Below are 24,334 nucleotides of genomic sequence, written 5' to 3' on the forward strand. Positions count from 1 at the left end.
TTAAGCATTCATAATATCCTCAATCTCCTCAGCTTCAATAGGGATATTACGCATTAAGTTAAATGGCTCACCTGAATTTTGGATGACCACATCATCTTCTAAACGGATACCAAAACCTTCATCTGGGATATAAATACCAGGTTCTACCGTAAAGACCATATTAGCTTGCATCGGCTCGTGTAACAATCCATAATCATGAGTATCTAAACCGATATGATGACTCGTACCATGCATAAAGTATTTTTTGTAGGCTGGCCAATCTGGGTTTTCGTTTTGTACATCGGCTTTGTCTAATAAACCTAAGCCTAATAATTCTGAAGTCATGAGTTTACCAACTTCGACATGGTATTCTTCCCAAAATGCACCTGGAACAAGGAGTTTTGTGGCTTCGTCTTTTACACGGTTTACCGCATTATACACTTGCTTCTGTCTTTCTGTAAAACGCCCAGAAACAGGAATAGTACGACTCATATCACTTGAAAAATTGGCATATTCAGCGCCAACATCCATTAAAATTAAATCGCCAGTTTTACATTGTTGGTTATTCTCAATATAATGCAACACATTAGCATTATTTCCTGAAGCAATAATTGGTGTATACGCAAATCCTTTAGAACGATTATTTAAAAACTCGTGCATAAACTCGGCTTCTATATTATACTCCCAAACATTTGGTTTTACAAAATTGAGCACACGCTTAAAGCCTTTTTCGGTAATATTACAAGCATGCTGCATCAAGTCTAATTCTATCTGGTCTTTGACTGAGCGTAAACGTTGCAAAATTGGATTGCTCTTGGCAACAGAATGTGCAGGATATTTGTTGGTTAGCCATTTGGTAAAACGGTCTTCTCGCGTTTCAGTTTCTACATTGGCGCGATAGTGTTCGTTGGTATTGATATAAACGGTATCACATTGCGTCATCAATTCAAACATGATTTTTTCTAAGTCTTGTAACCAATACACGGTTTTGACACCCGAAGTTTCAAAGGCTTTTTCTTTAGTGAGTTTTTCGCCTTCCCAAACCGCAATATGTTCGTTGGTTTCTTTTAGGAATAAAATTTCGCGATGCTTTGCTTTTGGACAATCCGGAAACAGTACCAGAACACTTTCTTCTTGATCCACACCACTTAAATAAAAGATATCACGGTGTTGCGCAAAAGGTAAGGTGCTATCTGCACTTACCGGATAAATATCGTTAGAATTAAATACCGCTAAGCTACTTGGCTTCATTGCTGAGGCGAAATTTTTACGGTTTTTTATAAAGAGATTACGGTCGATTAGATTGTATTTCATCTTAAAAAGAAAGTTTAGTCCCTGTAATTCTAAATAGAATTGTGTAATTGTAAAAACAGGAGGTTATGAATTTCAAAAATAAGAACTTTAAAGTGTCTCCCATAAAAAAAGAGCCCAATTTTAGGCTCTTTTATTTTTTATGCTATAAAGTATTTATTTTGCCATCGCCTTTTTAACAAAGCCAATAATAGCCATTAAGATACCACCACCAACACCACCGCCAGCAACACTACCTAAAATACTAGTAAGATCCATTCCTGTTGAAGCTTCAGCCGCAGCAGCGCCACCGAGACCTAGCATTCCAAGAACTTTGCCACCAAGTCCACCACCTAGAATACCAGCTACGGAGTTCCATAATGTGCCTAATGACGATCCTTTCATAAGCTTGCCAGCAACATTTCCGCCGACAGCTCCACTGACTAATTGAATAATTAGAGGTAAATACTCTTCCATTGTAATAAAATTTTGTTAGTTAATTCGTTCAAAAATAACTAAAAGCTTTAAAAAAATGTTAAAAAATTAAATAAATATCATTTTTTAAGTAAAAATAATGTCAAATAACCAATAATAAATTTTAAGACGCTTTGTTAAACTTTAGTTTATACTTATGGTAGGTAATGGGTTTATTTCTAACTTGAATCCTTTAAACTAACCACCATGAAATATTCAAAATTCTTAGGCTTGACCTTAAGTCTAATTTCAGTATTTGCAATTGCGCAACAGCCTGCAACATCTTCAGAAACTATTAAACAAGCTTTAGAGCAAAAAAGTACAATGACCGAAACATCATTGGTTAAAAATGTGCCTTTTAAAAACATTGGCCCAACTATTATGAGTGGCCGTGTTGTTGATGTGGATGTTAATCCGGATATGCCTTCAGAGTTTTATGTCGGTTATGCATCTGGTGGTGTATGGCACACAACTAATAATGGTACAACGTTTGAACCTATTTTAGATGCGTCTGATACCCAAAACGTTGGTGATATTGCTGTGCATTGGTCGACCCGAACCATTTATGTGGGTACAGGCGAGAATAATGCGTCGCGAAGCTCTTATGCCGGGATTGGTATTTTGAAATCTACAGATAACGGAAAAACATGGGCAAATGTTGGGCTTATGGATGCCCATCATTTCGCACCAATATTAATTCACCCAGATAATCCAGATGTGGTTACCGTTGGTGTTACTGGGCACTTATATTCTGAAAACGATGAGCGCGGGATTTACAAAACTACCGATGGCGGACAAACTTGGAAACAAACGCTTTTTGTAGATAATCTGAGCGGAATTATTGATCTTCAGCAAAATCCTAATAATTACAATGTCATGTTTGCAACATCTTGGACAAAAGATAGAAAAGCATGGAATTTTACCGGAAATGGAACTAATTCGGCCATTTATAAAAGTACAGATGCTGGTGAGACATGGACTAAAGTATCAACAGCGTCTAGTGGTTTTCCAACTGGAGAAGGTGTTGGACGTATTGGTGTTGCTGTTTTTGATGACAATACGGTTTATGCCATTCATGATAGCCAATTTAGACGCCCAGACGAAACTTCGGCAAGCTCAGCGTCCAAAAGAGGTCTAGCTAAAGATGATTTTAAAACCATGTCTAATGCTGATTTTTTAGCATTAGAAGACAAAAAACTAAACACTTTTCTAAAGACCAACGGCTTTCAAGAAAAATACCGTGCTGAAAATGTAAAGCAGATGGTACGAAGTGGAAATGTAAAGCCTATTGACTTGGCGAAATATCTTGAAGATGCCAACTCGATGTTGTTTGATACGCCTGTTGTTGGTGCTGAGGTTTATAAAAGTACAGATGGTGGAACAACATGGAAAAAAACACATGAGGATTATTTAGATGGTATCTACTTTAGTTATGGCTACTATTTTGGACATATACATGTATCACCAGCAAATGCTAATGACATTTATATATACGGAGTACCAATATTAAAGTCTAAAGATGGCGGTAAGACATTTAAATCTATAAGTGCTGAGAATGTTCATGCCGATCATCATGCACTTTGGATAAACCCTAAAAACCCGAACCATTTAGTTAATGGGAATGATGGTGGCGTAAACATTACTTACGACGATGGTGATAATTGGATTAAGAATAACTCGCCTTCAGTAGGTCAGTTTTATGCGATTAATGTCGATAACGAAAAACCATATAATGTGTATGGTGGGCTTCAAGATAATGGTGTTTGGAAAGGCGCAAATACTGCTCGTGAAGATAAAGGCTGGCATCAACGAGGGCAATATCCATGGAAATCGATTATGGGTGGTGATGGTATGCAAATACAGATAGATAATCGCAATTCGGATATTGTTTACACAGGCTATCAGTTTGGAAATTATTTTAGATTAAATCTCGAAACAGGTGACCAAAACTATATTCAACCTAAACATACTTTAGGCGAAAATCCATATCGTTTTAATTGGCAAACACCAATTTTACTATCGTCTCATAATCAAGACATCTTGTATTTAGGGGGCAATAAATTGATGCGTTCTATGAATCAAGGTAATGATTGGGAAGCTATAAGTGACGACCTAACCAATGGTGGTAAAAAAGGAAATGTAGCTTATGGCACATTGACATCGATTAGTGAAAGTCCTTTTAAATTTGGATTAATCTATGTAGGAAGCGATGATGGTTTAGTTCACGTCACTAAAAACGCAGGTGGTAGTTGGTCAAATATTTCGAATAGTTTTCCAAAGGATTTATGGGTGAGTCGCGTTGTGGCATCTCAACATAAAAAGGAACGCGTTTACGTAACTCTTAATGGTTACCGATGGGATGACTTTACATCTTACATTTTTATGAGTGACGATTATGGGCAAAATTGGGAAGATTTAAATAGTGGTCTTCCAGCCTCACCAGTAAACGTGATTACTGAAGATTCTGAGAATGAAAACATCTTGTATTTAGGTACAGACAATGGTGCTTACGTATCTTTTGATATGGGAAAATCTTGGGAAGTATTCTCTAATGGTGTACCTAATGTAGCGGTGCATGATATTGTGATTCAACCATACGCTAAAGATGTATTATTAGGCACACATGGGCGAAGCATTTACAAAGCCAATGTAGCTCCACTACAGCAAATGAATGATAAAATGGTAGCCAAGCCCTTGACGCTTTTTAAAATAAACTCTATTCGTCATTCTAGTCGATGGGGTAGTTCATGGAGTAAATGGCTAGATGCTTTTGAACCAGAAGCTACGATTAAGTTTTTTAGTAATACGTCAGGCGAAAAAGTCATTAAAATATTATCTGAAAAAGGAGCAGAATTAAATCGTATAGCGGTTAAAGCAGACAAAGGTTTTAATTATACGGATTACAATTTAGAACTGACCAAAAAAGGCAGAAAGGCTTTGATGAAAGAAGATACGAGTATAGATATTAACGAAGCTAGTAATGGAAAATATTACTTACCTAAAGGCGAATATAGTATTGAAATAGATGGTGTTAAAACCAATTTTAAAATCAAATAATTGACATTTCTTTTGCATTTTTTTCACAGTATTTGAAGTTATAAACCCTAGTTTCGTGCCATAATTTAGTGAGTATACTAAAAGATTTTTTTTACGTTTTATATTATAGAATCATTTAGTCTTAGTTAGACAAACAAGCATCAATCAAATTTTATATGCTAAACCGCTTTTTTCTACTGGCATTTCTATGCTTTTCATGTCATCTTATTGCTCAAGAAGAGCCTGTTGAACAGGTTAAAATCTTCTTGGACTGCGACCGCTGTGATGACGAGTTTCAACGACAAAACCTTGGGAATGTACAATTTGTAAGGGATCAAGATTTAAGTGATGTCCACATCTTTGTAGTTACACAACGGAATGGTGCAGGTGGACGGAGTTATGAGATGGATTTTATTGGTAAGAATGAGTTTGAAGCGATTAATTATAAACTAACTTTTGCTACAGATGCAAATATGACCAATGATGAGGTTAGAAAGCGTGTTTTAGAATATTTAAAGCTTGGTTTAGTACGTTTTTGGATTGCAAAAGGAACTATTTCGGAGGTTGCAGTAAATGTGCCAACACCCGAAAACGAAGAAGAAGAAATTGAAGAGAAATATCCTTGGGATTATTGGTTATTCCGTGTAGGAGCTAATGGGTTTTTTAATGGGCAAGAGCTTAATAATAGAAGTAATTTTAATGTAAACCTTTCTGCAAGACGTGTAACAGAAAAGAATAAATTTTCACTTTTTCTACGTTATGGCGAAAACAGGTCAACATTTACATTTATTAATGATTTAGATGAAGAAGAGGACTTTAAAGTTTTTAATAACAATAAACGTTTAAATGTTAATGATGTTCTAAGTATCAATGACCATTGGTCTTACGGCTTTTTTGGAAGTATAGGAACATCAACCTTTAGTAATTTTGACTTATTTGCGACATTTAGACCAGCTTTAGAGTATAGTTTTTTTGATTATGTAGATTCAGCAAAAAAGCAATTGACCATTTCTTACCGTAATGGCATTAGATACAACGAATATATAGAGCGCACTGTTTTTAATGAGACTGAAGAACTTTTGTGGGAACATGGGATTCAGCTAGGGGGGCGTATAAATCAAGAATGGGGAACTGTTAATGCAGAAGTGTCTTTTAATCAGTTTTTGAATGACCCAACTCTAAACGCAACAAACTTCTTTTTAAGTACTAATGTGCGTCTATTTAAAGGCTTTAATTTTAATGTTAGCGGCAGTTATTCTATTACAAGAAACCAAGTGAATATTCCTGGTGGTGACTTAACCGTCGAAGAGTTATTACTACAGCAACAACAGCTTCAATCGGGTTATAATTATTTTGTAAGTGTCGGATTTAATTATTCATTTGGTTCTATTTATAACACAATTGTAAACCCTCGTTTTGATTTTTAATTATAACCATTCTAAATAACTAATTAGAAACAAGCACAGTTGTCAAAACCCTATCGGAATACTATCTTTGTTAGACTAACAAAAAGATTTATTCTACAATGAGCGGAATTTTAAATTCTTCGATTGGAAGAAAGTTTGCCATGGCACTTTCGGCACTCTTCCTCATGTTTTTTTTACTTCAACATTTTGCTATAAATATCTTATCGGTTTTCAGTCCAGACACTTTTAATGAGGTTTCTCATTTTATGGGGACGTTTTGGGTTATTCAATATGTATTACAACCTGTATTAATTTTTGGTGTTGTTTTTCATTTTGTAATGGGCTTTGTTTTAGAAATAAAAAACAATAAAGCCAGAAAAATAGCTTATGCAAAAACAAGTCGTGCTGCTAACTCTACTTGGATGAGTAGAAACATGCTTTTAACTGGTGCGGTGGTTTTAGCTTTTATGGTGTTGCATTTTATAGATTTTTGGATTCCAGAGATAAACACAAAATACATTGCAGGAGATATGAGTGGTCTTATTGACCCAGCAAATACTGAGAGTGGTTTCAGATATTACGAAGAATTAGTACATAAGTTTCATAGCCCATTAAGAGTTGGTGCTTATGTAATAGCATTTGTTTTATTAAGCTTACACTTATTACATGGATTTAACTCAGCTTTTCAGTCTGTAGGGGCAAATAATAAATACACAAACGGCCTTAAAGGCTTTAGTAAAGTTTATGCCATTGGTATTCCTTTAGGGTTTGTATTTATAGCATTATTTCATCACTTCACCCACTAAAAAAATAGAATATGTCAATATTAGATTCTAAAATACCAAAAGGTCCTTTAGCGGACAAGTGGACAAAACATAAAAATGAGATTAACCTAGTTAATCCAGCCAATAAGCGTCTTATAGATGTTATTATTGTAGGTACTGGTTTAGCTGGTGGTTCTTCTGCGGCAACACTTGCAGAATTAGGTTATAATGTAAAAGCATTTTGTTTTCAAGACTCTCCAAGACGCGCACACTCTATTGCAGCCCAAGGCGGAATTAATGCTGCCAAAAACTACCAAGGTGATGGTGACTCGACATATAGATTATTTTACGATACGGTAAAAGGTGGCGATTATAGATCAAGAGAAGCAAATGTTCATCGTTTGGCTGAGGTGTCTACAAATATTATTGATCAATGTGTCGCTCAAGGCGTACCTTTTGCCAGAGAATATGGAGGTTTATTAGACAACCGCTCATTTGGTGGTGTTTTAGTTTCGAGAACATTCTATGCTAAAGGGCAGACAGGACAACAATTATTACTAGGCGCTTATGCTGCTATGAATCGTCAGATTGGTCGTGGTAAAATAAAAATGTACACGCGTCATGAAATGTTAGACGTGGTTATTGTAGATGGCAAAGCAAGAGGTATTATTGCACGAAACTTAGTTACTGGTGAGATTGAAAGACATTCTGCTCACGCCGTAGTCTTAGGCACTGGTGGTTATGGTAATGCATTTTACCTTTCAACATATGCCATGGGATCTAATGTTACTGCTGCTTGGAAAGCGCATAAGCGCGGGGCATTCTTTGCAAATCCATGCTATACTCAAATTCACCCAACATGTATTCCGGTTTCTGGAGACCATCAATCTAAACTAACATTGATGTCAGAGTCTTTAAGAAATGACGGGCGTATATGGGTGCCAAAACACAAAAAAGATGTTGATGCTATTAGAAACGGAAGTTTAAAACCTACCGATTTAGCAGAAGCAGATAGAGACTATTATCTAGAACGTCGTTATCCAGCTTTCGGGAATTTAGTACCTCGTGATGTTGCATCTCGTGCTGCTAAAGAACGTTGTGATGCAGGTTATGGTGTTAACAAAACTGGTGAAGCAGTTTACTTAGATTTTGCCTCAGCTATTGAACGTTACGGAAAAGAACAAGCTTACGTAAAAGGTCTAAATGTTGATGATACTAAATTAGTAACAGACCTTGGTAAAAAAGTGGTGGAAAATAAGTACGGAAATTTATTTCAGATGTACGAGAAAATTGTAGATCAGAATCCTTACGAAACGCCAATGATGATTTATCCTGCAGTACACTATACAATGGGTGGACTATGGGTAGACTATAATTTAATGACAACTGTACCAGGATTATATGCTATTGGTGAAGCTAATTTCTCTGACCATGGGGCAAACCGTTTAGGCGCTTCGGCATTGATGCAAGGTTTAGCAGATGGGTATTTTGTATTGCCATACACCATTGGAGACTATTTAGCTCACGATATTAGAACAGGAACAATCCCTACAGACACAAAAGAATTTGACGAAGCTGAAGAAAACGTAAGAGCAGGTATTAATAAGTTTATCAATAACGAAGGGACAAAATCTGTTGACCATTTCCATAAACGTTTAGGAAAAATTATGTGGAATAAATGCGGAATGGCTCGTAATGAAAAAGATTTGAAAGAAGCCATTTCAGAAATTGCTCAATTACGCGAGGAGTTTTATAAAGATGTATTTGTTCCAGGTACAGAAAACGAGTATAATGAAGAACTAGCGAAAGCAGGAAGAGTTGCAGATTTCTTAGAATTAGGAGAATTGTTTGCTAAAGATGCTTTAGAGCGTGAAGAATCTGCTGGAGGTCATTTTAGAGATGAGTATCAAACAGAAGGTGGTGAAGCCTTAAGACGACCAGAGTTTCAGTATGTTTCTGCATGGGAATATAAAGGAAAGCCAAGTGAGGCAATACACCATAAAGAAGAATTAAAATACGAAAATATAGAAGTAAAAGAACGTTCTTACAAATAGAATTATGAGATTTTTAATATCGTTTCTTATAATTTTATTTACGCTTAATAGTTTTTCTCAGGTTCTAAAAAAACCTTCTGTTGGAAAGTCATTAGTTTACATAATGAGGAGTAATGATTTAGGTGGAGGATTAAATTTTAGAGTTTATGACAAAGATTTGTTTTTAGGAGCATTGCCTTCAAGAGCATATTTTACATATGAGTGCGAACCAGGAGAACATTTGTTCTGGGCTGCTTCAGAAAATAGAGATTATGTAGAAGCAAATCTTGAAGCTGATAAAACCTATGTAATAGACTTAAGGGCGAAATTGGGCATGTTTATCGCAGCTGTTGGTGTTGAGCCCTATTCGCCAGAGAGCAAAAGACATGTAAGGCGTGTCAATAAAGTGCTTAAAAAGCATATCAATGCTAACGTTGTAGATGCTAATAGAACCGAAGAAAAAGAAGAGAACATCACAAAAGCAATGGAAGCTTATAAAAGAGCAAAGTCTAGATCTAATAATAAAATTAAGCAGCTTTTGCCAACTATGAATTTTAAAAATAACTAACCAAATAATAACTATTAATTATGAATTCTAACATTTTAAAATTAAAACTAAAGAGAGTTGATCCTGTAAAATATGCAATAATTACTACAGTTTTAACTTTAACAATCATGTTAATATTCGTATTACCTTTCTTTTTAATCTTTTCTGCTATTGGAATTGGAGCAGGTTCTGAATCTATTGGAGCTGGAGCTGCTCTTATTGGCGGAGGAATAATAGGAATGATTTTCGGAATCATAGTTTATGGAGTCATAATATTTGTGGTAACATTAATTGCTACGTCATTATTAAATTTCGTTCTTAAGAAAACAGGAGGATTAGACATTGATTTTGAAAAAGTGGGTTTCGATTTTGAAGCACAATCAAATCAAGGTCGTATTGAACAATAAAAAACAAATTGCTATGATGAATTTAACGTTAAAAATATGGCGTCAAAAAAACGCTAGTGATAAAGGACAGATTGTAGATTATCCATTAAGTGGTGTTTCTCCAGATATGTCTTTCTTAGAGATGCTAGACGTTTTAAATCAAGAGCTTATTGAAAAAGGTGAACAACCTGTTGCTTTTGATCACGATTGCCGTGAAGGTATTTGCGGAACGTGTTCGTTATATATTAACGGTAGAGCGCATGGTCCAGAAACAAAAATTACAGCATGCCAGTTACACATGCGTAGCTTTAAAGATGGTGATACCATCTATATTGAGCCATGGAGAGCTGAGGCTTTTCCTGTTGTAAAAGATTTAATTGTAGACCGTACTTCTTTTGATCGTATTCAGCAAGCAGGAGGGTTTATCTCTGTAAACACCTCTGGTAACACACAAGATGCCAATGCGATTCCTATAGAAAAAGAAAATGCAGACAAAGCCTTTGATGCAGCAACTTGTATTGGTTGCGGTGCTTGTGTAGCAAGCTGTAAAAACTCTTCGGCAATGTTATTTGTATCTGCTAAAGTGTCTCAATTTGCGTTATTACCACAAGGTCAAGTAGAAGCTACAGACCGTGTTTTAAATATGGTAAAGCAAATGGATGAAGAAGGATTTGGAAACTGTACTAATACTGGAGCTTGTGAAGTAGAATGCCCTAAAGGCATTTCTTTAGAAAATATAGCTCGTATGAATCGCGAATACCTTTCAGCAAGTTTAAAAGGCTAAAAATTTGCAAGTCATATCGAGTTACAAATTTTAATATTTATTATCCTAAGGTAAATTTTATCTTAGGATTTTTTCTTTATTTTGATTTCAAATCATCAATATGAAAACTATAATAAATTCTCTAATATGCCTTCTGTTTTTTATTACAATTGGCTATTCACAAAAAAGCATTCAAAAATTCAATGAAGATAAACTTTTAACTAGATTAGAAGTTTTAAGCTCAGATAAGTTTGAAGGAAGACGAACAGGAGAGAAAGGAAATGATTTAGCTAGAGCATATATTATAAAAGAGTTTAAAAGTTTGAATTTACCTGGATTTAATGGAAGATATGAACATTCATTTTCTTTCGATTCACGTGTTGGTAAATTTGATGCTAATAATATTCTGATTGAGATTAAAGGAACAGATTTCCCTGATAAATATATAGTTGTTAGTGCGCATCATGATCATCTTGGGATTTCGGGAGATATAATATATAATGGAGCTGATGATGACGCATCAGGTGTATCAGCCTTATTTGCTTTTGCAGAATATTTAAAACAAAACCCACCAAAGCATTCTGTGATACTAGCAGCTTTTGATGCTGAAGAACTTGGATTAAGAGGCGCAAAGTATTTTGTGGACAATATGAAAGAAGAAACAATAGTGGCTAATATTAATATGGACATGATTAGTAGAAGCTCTAAAAATGAATTGTACGTTGTTGGTAGTAGATACAACAAGACACTTCAAGAAGTAATAACATCTTTTAAAAACCCTACTAACACCAAATTGCTTGTTGGTCACGATGGCTCCGATGGAAAGCAAGACTGGACATACGCGTCTGACCACGGCCCTTTTCATCGCGCTAATATTCCGTTTTTATATTTTGGAAACGAAGATCATGCAGCCTATCATAAACCAACAGATGATTTTAAGGATATCACACCTGAATTTTATAAAAATGCAGTGGAGATTATATTATCTATATTTAATGATATTGATAATAAGAGCATATAAAAGGCTGTCACATTTATACATTTGATTCGTCTTTTAGTTATAAGCTAAAACCAATCAAAAATGAAACGACTAATTACCGTATTTTTTCTTTTTTTATTGTCCTGTAATAATGATCAAGAAAATAAAGTTAGTTATGTTGTTAGCACTTTAATACAGGACGGTACTAATTTATTAAAGGTAAACACTACATTTCACCCTAATACATCTGGAGAAACTATATTATTATTTCAAGATAAGGCTTGGGGTCAAGACAGCCTTCACAACATAATTAAAGGGATAGAGGTAATATCAGAAAAGAGCGAAATTACTCCTAATAGAGATAGCGGATGGTATAGTATCAGGCACCCAAAGAACTTAGAAAAGTTAGAAATTGAGTATACAATTAGGCAAGATAGCGAAGGAGAATTAACAACTTGGGATACATATAGGCCTATAATTCAAGAAAAGTATTTCCATTTGTTTTCTCATAACTTTTTTATGCTCCCTAAGCATATTGTCAAAGATTCAGAAGATAATTTTGATGTAGTTATACAATGGAAAGATTTCCCTACTGAGTATCGTTTAGGCAATAGTTTTGGTACGCAAGAAGAATATCAAGAAATCAAGAACACTACAGAAGAGAAATTTCATACGGCAATTTTTACTGGAGGTGATTTTAGACATCATAACATAAAAATTAAAGGCAATGAGGTTAACTTTATAGTTCGTGGTGATTGGCAGGTCTTTGATGATTCTACTATGGTTGCTATAATTGATAAAACAGTATCAGCGCAACGTGATTTCTGGAAAGATCATTCTCAATCTTTTTATGCGATAACTTTAATTCCTACAATACTTGAAAGAGGAAGTTCTTTTCAAGGTTCTGGGCTTACAAACTCTTTTGCAACTAATGCTTCTAATAATAAATTTCTTGATGTAGAAGGGCTAGTATATTTATTTAATCATGAGTTACAGCACAATTGGACAGGGTCATTAATCAAAAACGATGATGAAGAAAAGCAATATTGGTTTAGCGAAGGGTTTACAGAGTATTATACCTTGAAGAATATTGCAAAAGCAAAAGTTTACAACTTAGATGAGAGTTATTTTATAAAAAAGTTTAACGAATTTGTTAGAGAACTTTTCACTTCACCTGTTAATGAGATGCCGAATAGTGAACTAAATTATGAAACGTTTTGGAGTGGTAAAGAAGGTGTTCAAAAATTGCCTTATAGAAGAGGAGCTGTATTTGCTTTTTATTTGGATAACAAAATTAAAAAGGATACTAATGGTGAAAAAAGTTTAGATGACTTATTATTGAACTTTAAAGAAGATGCACTTAAAAACGGACAAAAAATCAATCACGAATATTTTATAAAAACAGCTAATAAATACCTAAAAGAAGATTTAAAACAGTTTTTTAGCAAACATATTGAAGAAGGTCGGCTTTTCAGTTTAGAAGAAATCTATCAAACCTTTGGTTTTGAATTCAGTTCAAAAACAAAGGTATATGACTTAGGATTTAATTTTTCTGAAGACAAGAGTCGTATAAGTTCTATCGACATCAATTCTGAAGCATATAAATCTGGATTAAGAGAGGGAGATGTGTTTAAAAGTATAAGTTATTTTAGTAATTCTACGGAGTACAAAGCTGAGTTTACCGTAATAAGAAACAAAAAAGAAATTGAGATAAGCTATTACCCAACTAAAGAAATAAACTTGCCTCAATTAAAGGATAATATTCATAATAAATCTCAGTTAAATTTCTAGTTTTCTTATATTTCTACTTTGTTAGAATGTTATGCAGAATCCTTTAGAATTTTATAGAAATCAATTAGAAAACCATCAAACTAAAGCTCGAGATTTATTTAAAAAATTGAGCTTGTATAGTCTATTAAGACTTGCTGTTTTTGCAGTAACAGTAATTGGTATATACTTCACGTTTAAGCAATGGCAATTAGCTACAGGCATAGCTATTATTGGGATTGTCATTTTTCTATTTTTATTGTCTAAATACACGGATTTAAAATCTGAAAGAGCCCGATTTAAACGCTTGGTTAGTATCAATGAAGAGGAGATTGCTATTGCCTCGGGAGATTTTCACGAAAGATTGGATGGGTCTAAGTTTCAAAACCCAAAGCATTTTTATAGTTTGGATATAGACTTATTTGGTAGAGGTTCGTTCTTTCAGTTTATAAACAGAGCCACCATAAAAGAAGGCACGCAAAAGCTTGTTGATTTTTTATTAGCAAATACAACTACTGAAATTCCTAAACGTCAAGAAGCTATTAAAGAGTTAGCAGATAAATCAGAGTGGCGACAAAATTATACAGCTATTGCACAAGGTGTAAAAGTGGAACATTCGGCGAATAGCATTATAAAATGGTTGCAGCATTATAAGCCATTTTTGAGCAAGACATGGTTTATGATAACCATTGGTTTTAGTCTAGCATCGTTAGTTGTTTTAAGTTTAGCTATTGCAGAAATTATACTTATCGAATCTTTATTGTATTGGCTGTTATTAGGTCTAGGACTTACAGGACGCTATTTAAAACAGATAAATATTATTGCTCAACAAACCTCAAGAGCCAAAGACACATTTAGGCAATATGCATTGCTTTTAAATGAGATTGAAACTGCTACTTTTTCTTCAGATTTATTAAAAGAACAACAAAGCCGAATTGAATTGGAGGGCAGAAAAGCCTCTGAGATATTTTCTAAATTTTCGAAACATATTGACGCCTTAGATAATAGAAACAATTTACTTTCAGCCATTTTTGGAAATGGTTATTTTCTCTGGGACATAAGACAGACGTATTACATTGAACAGTGGATTAAAACCTATGCAGACAAGGTTGACCATTGGTTTGAAGTTGTGACGTTTTTTGATGCCTACAACAGCTTAGGAAACTATGGGTTTAATCATCAAGCATTTTCTTATCCAGAAATCACAGAAACAAAAAACACAATTCTAGCTCAAAATTTAGGGCATCCACTATTAGAATCTGACAAACGTGTTGATAGTGATTTAGACTTACAGCAAGAACAGTTTTTTATTGTTACTGGAGCTAATATGGCGGGTAAAAGTACCTTTTTAAGAACAGTAGCCTTACATATAGTAATGGCAAATGTAGGACTCCCCGTTTGTGCAAAAAGCAGTAAATACAAACCCATTAAACTCATTACGAGTATGCGTACAACGGACTCGCTAACGGATGATAGTAGTTATTTCTTTAGCGAGTTAACTCGCTTAAAATTTGTTGTAGATACTATTGAAAAAGATAACAACTACTTCATCATTTTAGATGAAATCTTAAAAGGCACAAATAGTACTGACAAGGCTATTGGTTCAAGAAAGTTTGTAGAAAAACTAGTCAAGCTTAATGCCACAGGAATCATTGCTACACACGATTTAAGTCTTACGGAAATCGAAAGCCAACTAGAACCAGTTAAAAACTACTTCTTTGATGCGCAAATTGTTAATGACGAACTTTATTTTGATTACAAACTCAAGCAAGGTGTTTGCCAAAATATGAATGCCAGCTTTCTGCTGAAGAAGATGGAGATTGTTTAATTCTTTATCCTAATGATAATAGGAGAAATTTTGCAATACCTTAGGAAGCTACTGGAGGATTGATTTACAACCTTAGTTTTTAAGTTAAGTATTTGAACTATGTCTCCTTTTCTTAAACTTTTTATTCTTTGACTTAACTCTTTTGGTATTTTTGCGCCATTTACTTCAATAGATTTTTCATTTGGAAACTTAATTATGAAGCCTTTGACTAGAATTTTATAATCAAAAAGAAAATCTTGGAGTCCCAATGATATTTTACCATTTAATAATTCTTCTTTTGTAATTAATAGTTCACATTTGTAGCATTCTTTACCATTAAATAAACTTTGCGCTCTCTTTAAGTCTAATATTCTTAATCTCTTAGTTTCTGTAATTATATCTCGATTTTTAAGTAAAGATTTAATTTTTATATCAACGGTTTTTCCTGTTTGCGGTCTTAATTCATAATTTCCGTAATCATCAATCTTTTTCAACCCAGGTGCTTCAGCACTAATAAGTTTGCCTTTAGATACAATTTTAATAGGATTTGAAACACCTCTATAAACAATATTCATGTTTTTGAGTTCTAATGCCGAGTAGCTTTTGTTAGATTCTGATTGACTTGATAAGAAGGAGGAATAAAGAATGGTAATTATTAGGAAAAGAACCTTAAATGATTTCATAAGAAAGAAGTTGATAAATTATAAACTTTTTTCAATTCAATTTATTGCAAACAAAAAACCCTTTCTAGAAATAGAAAGGGTTTTTATAAAATTATAAAGACTGTTTAATTAAGCTTCAAAAGGCTCAATAGAAACATAAGACTTGTTGTCTTTTTTCTTAGTAAATTTCACTAAACCATCTACTTTAGCATGTAAAGTGTGGTCTTTTCCTTGGTAAACGTTTTCACCTGGGTGATGCGTGTTACCACGTTGTCTAATGATAATGTTCCCTGCGATAGCAGCTTGACCACCAAATATCTTAACACCTAAGCGTTTCGATTCTGATTCTCTACCGTTTTTCGAACTACCAACTCCTTTTTTATGAGCCATTGTCTTAAGGTTTTATATTGTTAAACTTAAGCAGTTAAGCAATTATGCTTTACCACCATCTAATTCGTCTTGCCATTTTTTAAGCTCGTCCCACTTACCATCTGCAGCTAATTTAGCTTGCTTTGGCCATGTGTCAGTAACGTGATTACCACGAACTCCAGCGATAATTTCAGAAATTTTAGCTGGCTTAGCTTTTGCTAAATCAGCGAAAGTAGCTATACCTGCTTCTACTAAAGTAGATGCAATTTTTGGTCCAATACCTTCAATTTTCTTTAAATCATCAGCCTTGCCTGTAGCCTTCTTAGCAGCTGGTTTTGCAGCAGCCTTTTTAGGTGCAGCTTTTTCAGCTTTAGGAGCAGCAGCTTTTACTTCTGCTTTAGGCTCAGCTTTTTTAGTTTCTTTTTTTGGAGCTGCTTTTTTTGCTCCGGAAGCTTTAATACCTTCGATTACGATTTCAGAAAGTGCTTGACGGTGACCATTCTTAACACGGTAACCTTTACGTCTTTTCTTTTTGAAAACAATAACCTTATCACCTTTAAGGTGCTTTAAGACTTTTGCACTTACTTGTGCTCCGTCTATAGCTGGGGCGCCTAGAGTTACTTTGTCACCGTCGCCAATTAAAAGAACGTTATCGAAATTTACTTTCTTACCTTCTTCTGTAGCTAAACGATTAACAAAAACTTTTTGGTCTTTTTCAACTTTAAATTGATGCCCTGCTATCTCTACAATTGCGTACATAGCGTAACGTTTTTATTAATTTGTTATTCAATAAATTAAGCCTTCTTCTCAGAAAGCGGATGCAAATATACGCTTAAATTCCTAATTCACAAACGTTTTATTGCTTTTGAAAAGCATTTAAAATCCTTGTTATCAGCTTTGTTATCGCCAAAACCATAACTTAATAGTTGAAAGGGATGCTTATTTCACATTTTATTTAGATAAAAAGGTGGATTTGTTCGTTATTTTTGTGCCAATTGCTGTAACAATAATTATTTCAGCAAGACAAACACTTGAAACTTTTATTTAAAAAACACAAAAATGAAAAAAAGCTTATTAAGTCTAGCCCTTTTGATGTTTGTAGGATACTCGTCTACAGCACAAAAGGTAGAGTTTGAAGAATTTGATTTAGATAATGGATTACACGTTATCCTTCATCAAGATAATACAGCACCAGTAGTTATTACATCAGTAATGTACGATGTTGGTGGTAAAGACCGTGAACTTAACCGAACAGGTTTTGCTCACTTTTTTGAACACTTATTGTTTGAAGGTTCAGAAAATATTGAGCGTGGTGAGTTTATGAAAATTATCCCAGCTAATGGTGGTACTTTCAATGCCAATACATCTCAGGATAGAACTTACTATTACGAAATCTTTCCATCTAATAAATTAGAGTTAGGTTTATGGTTAGAATCTGAGCGTATGTTACACCCTGTAATTGATAAGGTTGGCGTAGACACTCAAAATGAAGTTGTAAAAGAAGAAAAACGTCAGAGTTACGATAGACCTTACGGAAAAATATTAGAGGTTATAGGTAAAAATTTGTTTGATGTGCATCCTTATAAAGACCCTAATATTGGATTTATGAAAGATTTAGATGCGGCAACTTTAGATGAATTTAATGCCTACTTTAATAAGTATTATGGGCCTAATAATGCAGTATTAATCGTTGCTGGAGATATAGACACGGCTAAGACTAAAGAGATGATTAAAGAATATTTTAGTGAAGTAAAATCTAGACCAGAAGTGGTTAGAGATTTCCCAAAAGAAACACCAATTACCGAAACTAAAAAAGTAGAAGCATACGATCCAAATATTCAGATACCAGCTGTTATTGCAGCATATCGTTTACCTGGTCAAGCTACTAGAGACGCATTTGTATTAGATATGATTTCTACTTATTTAAGCGGCGGAAAAAGTTCTGTATTATACAAGAAAATTGTTGATGAGCAGAAGCAAGCACTGCAAGTACAAGCGGTAAATTTAGGGCAAGTAGACTATAATATTTTTGCACTATTTGCTTTGCCTCAAGGGGATGTTCCTTTAGATACACTATTAGCAGAAATGGATGAAGAAATTAAAGTCATGCAAACAGAATTAATTTCTGAACGTGACTATCAAAAACTTCAAAATCAGTTTGAAAACAGATTTGTAAGCTCAAACTCTAGCGTTGCAGGTATTGCAAGTTCTTTAGCTACGTATTATATGTTATACGGTGATGTAAACTTAATTAACACACAATTAGATTTGTATAAGTCTATTACTAGAGAAGAAATTAGAGATGTAGCGGCTAAATATTTAAGCCCAAATCAACGTGTAGAAATTCAGTATTTACCTAAAAAAGACGATAAATAAGATGAAGACATTAAAATTAAAATTAGCTGCGTTTATAGGTATGGCTCTAATATCATTTGGAGTAAACGCACAACTAGATAGGTCTCAAATGCCAAAGCCAGGTCCAGAACCTGTAATTAATTTAGAAGACCCACAAGAGTTTAAACTAAATAACGGTATTACTGTAATGGTAGTTGAAAACAATAAACTACCAAGAGTATCTTACCAATTAAGCATAGACAACAAGCCATATGCTGAAGGAGACAAGGCAGGTGTTTCTAGTTTACTTTCAGCCATGTTAGGAAACGGAACAACGTCTATTTCTAAAGATGAGTTTAATGAGGAAGTTGATTTCTTAGGTGCAAATATTTCATTTGGTTCAAGTGGGGGTTTTGGTAGTGGCTTAGTAAAATATGCTGATCGTATTGTCGAGCTTATGGCAGACGCAACAATCAATCCTTTATTAACAGAAGAAGAATTCGATAAAGAAAAAGATAAGTTAATCGAAAACTTAAAGAGTAGTGCAAAAAGCTCTGATGCTGTTGCAGGTCGTGTAGTAGGTGCTTTAGCTTATGGGAAGGATCATGTTTATGGAGAGTTTACAACAGAAGACACTGTAAATAATGTAACATTTCAAGATGTATTAGATTTTTATAAAATCAGATTTGCTCCAAATAATGCGTATATCGTTGTTGTTGGTGACATTAATGTAAAAGATGTCAAAAAGCAAATGAAAAAATATTTTGGCAAGTGGGAAAAAGTTGATTTAAAAGAGTTGCCAACGCCAGAGTTAACAGCAAACCTTTCTACTGTAGAAATAAATTTTGTAGATATGCCAAATGCAACACAATCTAATATTTCTGTAACTAACAATGTTGATTTAAAGCAAAGTGATAGTGATTATTTTGCTGCTTTAATGGCAAACAACATCCTTGGTGGTGGTGGCGAAGGTTACTTATTTAAAAATCTTCGTGAAGACAAAGGGTATACTTATGGGGCATACTCTAGTTTAGGTGCTAGTCGTTATGGTGTATCTCGCTTTAATGCAAGTGCAAAAGTTCGTAATGCAGTAACAGATAGTGCTGTTGTTGAGTTTTTAAAGGAAATAAAGCGTATTCGTACTGAACCAGTAGAAGTACAGACTTTAGATAATGCTAAGGCTAAATATGTTGGTCGTTTTGTTATGGCTTTAGAGCGTCCGCAAACTATTGCTAACTATGCGTTGAACATAAGAAGAAATAACTTACCAGATGATTTTTATGCTAAATACTTAGAAAACATCAATAATGTTTCTGTTGAAGATGTACAGCGTGTAGCAAACAAATATTTTAATATAGACAATGCTAGAATTGTAATTGTAGGTAAAGGAGCTGACGTTATTGACAATCTAGAAAAAGTTGGGTTACCAATTAAGTATTATGACAAATATGCGAGTGCAACAGAAAAACCAGTATTCTCTAAGCCATTACCAGAAGGTTTAACAGCTGCAGATGTGGTTAAAAATTATGTAAAAGCTGTTGGAGGAGAAGCTAAATTAAGAGACGTAAAATCTACCTTAACAATGGCTGATGTTACAATTACAGGAGCACCTTTCAAGCCAAAAGCTATAATTAAGCAAATGGCACCAAACAAGTTTTCTATGGAGATGAGTATTGAAGGTATGGGAACTATTATGAAGCAAAAGTTTGATGGTAATTCAGGTTATCAAGAACAACAAGGGCAAAAAATCCCAATGTCTGATGATGATGTTAATTCTCGTAAAGCTGAAAAAGGATTATTCCCTGAGTTATATATGGAAGCATCTAATATAGAATTAGAGAGCCTTACAGATGTAGATGGTGTAGATGCATACAAGATAGTAGTTACTAAAGATGGTAAGACATCAGTAAAATACTATGCAGCAGATTCGGGCTTATTACTTAGAACTGAAGAGACTAATGAAGCAGCTGGACAATCAATCACTACAGTTACAGATTATTCTGATTATAAAGAAGTGAATGGGGTTATGTTTGCTCAAAAAATGAAAATAACTCAAGGACCTCAAGTTTTTGAGATGGCTATTACAGAAGTAAAGGTTAACGAAGGTGTAACTGCTGAGGATTTTAACTAAGATTAAAATCTTTAAATAAATTTTAAACCGAAGTCATTAGGCTTCGGTTTTTTTATGTCTTTTTCCTATTGGCAATATAGACACCTGCTAATATAATTAGAGTCGCAATACCTTGTAGTGGTGTAAAATTCTCGCGATCAAGCAATCCCCAAATTAAGGCTACAATGGGCATTAAATAGGTGACAGAAGTTGCAAAAACTGGCGTTGATATTTGAATTAATTTATTGAATAAAACTTTAGCTAAAGCAGTTCCGAAGATTGATAATATAGCGACACAGATAATAGCATTCCATATGGTTTCAGAATTGAATGTTTCAGAAGAAAAGAAGTTTGTAAATAACAAAGCAACAAATGCAGGAATAATAATAAACACATAATTACCTGCAGCAATTGTTAATGGTTTTACATCCTGTAAATAACGCTTAATTATATTGACATTGGCCGCATACATCAATGTAGAGATAATTATAAAACTAGCGTATAAGTAATTCTGATTAGGGTTAATTTCTGCGCCTTTTAGAATAAGTAATGCCGTACCAATAAAACCAATAATAACACCGACAACTTGCCGTTTAGTTGAAGCAATCTTAAAAACTGCAGCACCCATTAGAATAGTATTAAGCGGCACAAGAGAGTTTAAAATGGAGGTAATAGCGCTATCTATTTCGGTTTCTGCGATAGCAAATAAAAATGCTGGAAAAAATGACCCTAAAAAACCAGAAATAGCAATCCATTTCCACTGTGTTTTTTTAATGTTTTTTAAACTACTATATCCGAAAACTAATAGGATAATTCCTGTTAGCACATTACGTAAACTTCCTATCTGAAAAGGGGTTAATCCAATTAAGGCTTTTTTAATGAGGATGAATGAACTGCCCCAAATCACTGATAAAATAACGAGATAAAGCCACTTAATGTTGATGTTCTTCATAAAGACAGGTTAGCGGTCACAAAATTCGTTAATTATTTTTCAAGAAACCTCGTATTTATTAGATTTGTTCAAAATAAGATTTTTGACTCATGAAATATCCATGGTTAAAATATAATCACACAAGGAAATAATTGTAAGGATGTTCCATTTGACCAATAAAAACAATAAATATAAACACATGAAAATATTTAAAAACATAATCACAATTTCAGTTTTAACACTAGTTGTTGTCGCATGTAAAAATAATGCTGAACCAGAAGTAAAAACTGTTGAAGTTGAGGTTAGTAAAAAAGATGTAAAACCTACATTAGACCCAAATGCTACTTATGCAAAGGTCGAGTTCAATATCAAAGGAATGACATGTGCTGTCGGATGTGCCAAAACTATTGAAAAGAAAATGGCAAAGATGGAAGGAGTGAAAATGGCTAAAGTAGATTTTGATAAAGAACTAGCTATGGTAGAATTTGATGAAGCTAAAGTGACCCCTAAGTCTTTAGAAGAAGCTGTTGCTAAAGTTAGTGATATCTACGAAGTAAAAGAGATTAAAACAGTAGACGAGTTTTCATCAGAGAAAAAACCAGAAACCAAAAAAGTTTGTAAAGCTGATTGTAAAATGGCATGCTGTAAGGATAAAGCTACTAAAGATAAAAAGGCTTGCGCTAAAGATTGTAAGAAAGACTGTTGCAAAGCTGAAAAAGCTTAACACTTAAAAAATAAATTATTTTAAACGCTATCCTTTTGGATGGCGTTTTTTTGTTACAAAAAATCATAGAGTAGATTGGAGAGTATCACACTGAGCCTGAAGAAGTGCTTAGTCTAAGCATTATATCGCTTGAAAAAATACTAATGCTAATAACATACAAGTTAACGGAAGAACGATTAATTTCCATGGTTGTAGCTTTTGTCGTTTTGATTTAGCATTTAGAATATTTCTTCGTTTTCCATTGTAACGCATCCAGTTTTTTAAGTAAATAAAAAGCACACATAATACAGAGAGTATTATGGCTTTTTCTGAGCTTATTTTACCAATATTAAGCTGACTAGAAAAAGCCGCAAAGAAACATGCTATAAGGCCGTAAAAAGCTATCTCAACTAAAGAGATATAATGTAATGACAGTAGCATTGCTTTTTTACCCCATTTGGGTTTGGTAAGATTTAAAAAGGAAATATAGAAGTTATCAAGCATAATTGTAAAAATAAAAAACCGCACCCATTAGGCGCGGTTTTTGTATCATATTTTATAATATACTTATTGTACGCTGATTTTTACATCATCAATATCAATAGTCATGTTTTGGTTGGCAGTATCACTACCAGTATATCTAAATGCGATATAAGCTGTACCAGTAACAGCCGATAAGTCTAGAGCTCCAGAGTTTACAAAGTTAAACCAGTTACCTGGATCAACGATATAACTCTTAGTAAATGGTATAGACGTCCATGTTGCAGTTAATACGCCAGCTTCAGTTCCATCAAAGTCTGTAGAATATAAAACTTCCATTGGATCGTGACCAGAATCTGGGAAAGCATGCTGCATTTCGAAAGTAAGTACTTCTCCGGTTTGAGCATCCATATCAATACTAGGTGTAATTAACCAACCAATGTTTGAAGCATCACCAGAACTAAATGCAGAGAATCTTGCAGTTCCGTTTCCGCTAAATACATCTTCAGACCATAATCTAGATCCCGCTTCAGCAAAATTAATCCAGCCTGGAGTATCAAAAGTAGTATTGTCAGTAGCTTCTTGGAAATCAGCACCAAATACTGGATCACAACGCTGACCTGTCATATCAATAGTTTCAGGAGTATTTATCACAACATTAAACTCGTCTCCAAAAAAGTTTTTCTGTAATACAGCTACCATAGAGCCTCTACCCTCAGGTAATGATAACCCTTTAAAGTCTGCAAAAGTACTTGTTGCAAATACAGTAGATGTAGCAGTAGAACAATCTTCTAATGTACGCTCACCATCAAATTGATCAAAACTTTCTGAAGCATAACTTAATGCAGTTGGGCCAACAGCTTGAGATTTTAAAAACTGAACATCATTTAACTGTATAAGTAAGTTTGTTTTATCATCTGTAAAATCCGCTACACCCATTTCTAAAGGTACCATTGTAGCAACTTCAGCTGATCTTTGGATAAAGTCATTTTCTGATGGAGCAGGAATTTTACCAATACGATCACCGTCTAATGGACCTAAAGTTAGAACGCCATTTGAAATACCAACACTTAAACCGTTTACTTTTACATATACTTTACGACCTACTTCGTAACGAATAAATAATGGGTTAACATCTATAAGTACTCTAAGACCTAATGTTGGGTTCTCAGGAGCATCTTGAAGGATTAATTCTTCAAAATAATTTCCGCCCTCATCAGAGGAAATTACATAACCAGTTACAAATTGATCAGCACTATCAGTTGGATAAGTAAAAAACGTATCATCATCAGAATAATCTAACATGCCGTTCCCTTGCTCTTGAGCCAATTGTCCTGCTACAGATGAAATTTCTATGGTCGTACCAGTTAAAACAGGTTCAACAATAGTTGTATTAGGAACACTAAAATCGTCGTCTTCTACACAGCTATTAAAAGCTACTAAACCTATTAGTAGAAGTATTATTTTATTAATTTTTAAAGTTTTCATTTTGTTGTAAATTTTATTTTTTCTTT

At 34.0% G+C, this 24,334-nt stretch carries 21 protein-coding genes; 13 read left to right on the plus strand and 8 right to left on the minus strand.

The window, feature by feature from the left end; genetic code table 11:
* Both Q0770_RS08370 and Q0770_RS08375 read right to left on the minus strand, forming a co-directional pair.
* A complete protein-coding gene (locus Q0770_RS08370; protein WP_299115909.1) occupies positions 1-1,293 on the minus strand; it encodes an aminopeptidase P family protein in 1,293 nt (430 codons plus the stop codon).
* Positions 1,294-1,446: 153 nt separating this feature from the next.
* Complete coding sequence (locus Q0770_RS08375; RefSeq protein WP_188373042.1) at positions 1,447-1,746, minus strand: hypothetical protein; 300 nt, start codon at positions 1,744-1,746, stop codon at positions 1,447-1,449.
* Positions 1,747-1,950: 204 nt separating this feature from the next.
* Between Q0770_RS08375 and Q0770_RS08380 the strand changes: the two genes are divergently transcribed.
* The 10 genes from Q0770_RS08380 to Q0770_RS08425 all read left to right on the plus strand — a co-directional run bounded on the left by Q0770_RS08380 (position 1,951) and on the right by Q0770_RS08425 (position 15,252).
* Complete coding sequence (locus Q0770_RS08380) at positions 1,951-4,800, plus strand: glycosyl hydrolase (protein WP_299115910.1); 2,850 nt, start codon at positions 1,951-1,953, stop codon at positions 4,798-4,800.
* A 155-nt stretch (positions 4,801-4,955) separates the two neighbouring features.
* Complete coding sequence (locus Q0770_RS08385) at positions 4,956-6,206, plus strand: hypothetical protein (protein ID WP_299115911.1); 1,251 nt, start codon at positions 4,956-4,958, stop codon at positions 6,204-6,206.
* Between the two features lie 98 nt (positions 6,207-6,304).
* Positions 6,305-6,991 (plus strand): succinate dehydrogenase cytochrome b subunit, encoded by a 687-nt coding sequence (locus Q0770_RS08390; RefSeq protein WP_299115912.1) that lies wholly within the window; start codon positions 6,305-6,307, stop codon positions 6,989-6,991.
* An 11-nt stretch (positions 6,992-7,002) separates the two neighbouring features.
* The gene (locus Q0770_RS08395) at positions 7,003-9,003 is read left to right on the plus strand and encodes a fumarate reductase/succinate dehydrogenase flavoprotein subunit (protein ID WP_299115914.1); all 2,001 of its coding nucleotides are present in this window, start codon (positions 7,003-7,005) and stop codon (positions 9,001-9,003) included.
* A 4-nt stretch (positions 9,004-9,007) separates the two neighbouring features.
* Entirely contained in the window at positions 9,008-9,550 is a 543-nt protein-coding gene (locus tag Q0770_RS08400) for a hypothetical protein (protein ID WP_299115917.1), read from the plus strand.
* A gap of 107 nt (positions 9,551-9,657) precedes the next feature.
* Positions 9,658-9,936 carry a hypothetical protein gene (locus Q0770_RS08405; RefSeq protein ID WP_299115918.1) on the plus strand — a complete coding sequence of 93 codons (279 nt, stop codon included), beginning with the start codon at positions 9,658-9,660 and terminating at the stop codon, positions 9,934-9,936.
* Between the two features lie 16 nt (positions 9,937-9,952).
* Positions 9,953-10,699: a succinate dehydrogenase/fumarate reductase iron-sulfur subunit gene (locus Q0770_RS08410; RefSeq protein WP_299116468.1), complete on the plus strand. Its 747-nt coding sequence runs from the start codon at positions 9,953-9,955 to the stop codon at positions 10,697-10,699.
* Between the two features lie 100 nt (positions 10,700-10,799).
* A complete protein-coding gene (locus Q0770_RS08415; protein WP_299115920.1) occupies positions 10,800-11,699 on the plus strand; it encodes a M28 family peptidase in 900 nt (299 codons plus the stop codon).
* A gap of 60 nt (positions 11,700-11,759) precedes the next feature.
* Positions 11,760-13,448, plus strand: a complete 1,689-nt coding sequence (locus Q0770_RS08420) for a M1 family aminopeptidase (protein WP_299115922.1) — start codon at positions 11,760-11,762, stop codon at positions 13,446-13,448.
* Between the two features lie 31 nt (positions 13,449-13,479).
* A complete protein-coding gene (locus tag Q0770_RS08425) occupies positions 13,480-15,252 on the plus strand; it encodes a DNA mismatch repair protein MutS (RefSeq protein ID WP_299115924.1) in 1,773 nt (590 codons plus the stop codon).
* On the opposite strand, the gene Q0770_RS08430 is transcribed toward Q0770_RS08425, so the two are convergent.
* The 3 genes from Q0770_RS08430 to rplU all read right to left on the minus strand — a co-directional run bounded on the left by Q0770_RS08430 (position 15,249) and on the right by rplU (position 17,021).
* The gene (locus Q0770_RS08430) at positions 15,249-15,914 is read right to left on the minus strand and encodes a GldM family protein (RefSeq protein ID WP_299115926.1); all 666 of its coding nucleotides are present in this window, start codon (positions 15,912-15,914) and stop codon (positions 15,249-15,251) included. The genes Q0770_RS08425 and Q0770_RS08430 overlap by 4 nt on opposite strands.
* Positions 15,915-16,022: 108 nt before the next feature.
* Entirely contained in the window at positions 16,023-16,283 is a 261-nt protein-coding gene (rpmA, locus tag Q0770_RS08435; RefSeq protein ID WP_013869859.1) for a 50S ribosomal protein L27, read from the minus strand.
* 42 nt (positions 16,284-16,325) lie between these two features.
* A complete protein-coding gene (gene rplU, locus Q0770_RS08440; RefSeq protein ID WP_188373030.1) occupies positions 16,326-17,021 on the minus strand; it encodes a 50S ribosomal protein L21 in 696 nt (231 codons plus the stop codon).
* 300 nt (positions 17,022-17,321) lie between these two features.
* Between rplU and Q0770_RS08445 the strand changes: the two genes are divergently transcribed.
* Positions 17,322-18,638, plus strand: coding sequence for a pitrilysin family protein (locus Q0770_RS08445; protein WP_299115930.1), 1,317 nt, complete (start codon positions 17,322-17,324; stop codon positions 18,636-18,638).
* Between the two features lies 1 nt (position 18,639).
* Positions 18,640-20,727 carry an insulinase family protein gene (locus Q0770_RS08450; RefSeq protein WP_299115932.1) on the plus strand — a complete coding sequence of 696 codons (2,088 nt, stop codon included), beginning with the start codon at positions 18,640-18,642 and terminating at the stop codon, positions 20,725-20,727.
* Positions 20,728-20,779: 52 nt separating this feature from the next.
* Here Q0770_RS08450 and Q0770_RS08455 read toward each other — a convergent pair whose 3' ends face one another.
* Entirely contained in the window at positions 20,780-21,658 is an 879-nt protein-coding gene (locus Q0770_RS08455; RefSeq protein WP_299115933.1) for a DMT family transporter, read from the minus strand.
* 178 nt (positions 21,659-21,836) lie between these two features.
* Between Q0770_RS08455 and Q0770_RS08460 the strand changes: the two genes are divergently transcribed.
* A complete protein-coding gene (locus Q0770_RS08460; RefSeq protein ID WP_299115935.1) occupies positions 21,837-22,361 on the plus strand; it encodes a cation transporter in 525 nt (174 codons plus the stop codon).
* Between the two features lie 120 nt (positions 22,362-22,481).
* Here Q0770_RS08460 and Q0770_RS08465 read toward each other — a convergent pair whose 3' ends face one another.
* Both Q0770_RS08465 and Q0770_RS08470 read right to left on the minus strand, forming a co-directional pair.
* Positions 22,482-22,844, minus strand: coding sequence for a hypothetical protein (locus tag Q0770_RS08465; RefSeq protein ID WP_299115937.1), 363 nt, complete (start codon positions 22,842-22,844; stop codon positions 22,482-22,484).
* Between the two features lie 63 nt (positions 22,845-22,907).
* Positions 22,908-24,308: a DUF5689 domain-containing protein gene (locus tag Q0770_RS08470; protein ID WP_299115939.1), complete on the minus strand. Its 1,401-nt coding sequence runs from the start codon at positions 24,306-24,308 to the stop codon at positions 22,908-22,910.
* Between the last annotated feature and the right edge of the window lie 26 nt (positions 24,309-24,334).

Origin of the sequence: uncultured Winogradskyella sp. (assembly GCF_947501905.1) — a bacterium.
Taxonomy (GTDB): domain Bacteria; phylum Bacteroidota; class Bacteroidia; order Flavobacteriales; family Flavobacteriaceae; genus Winogradskyella.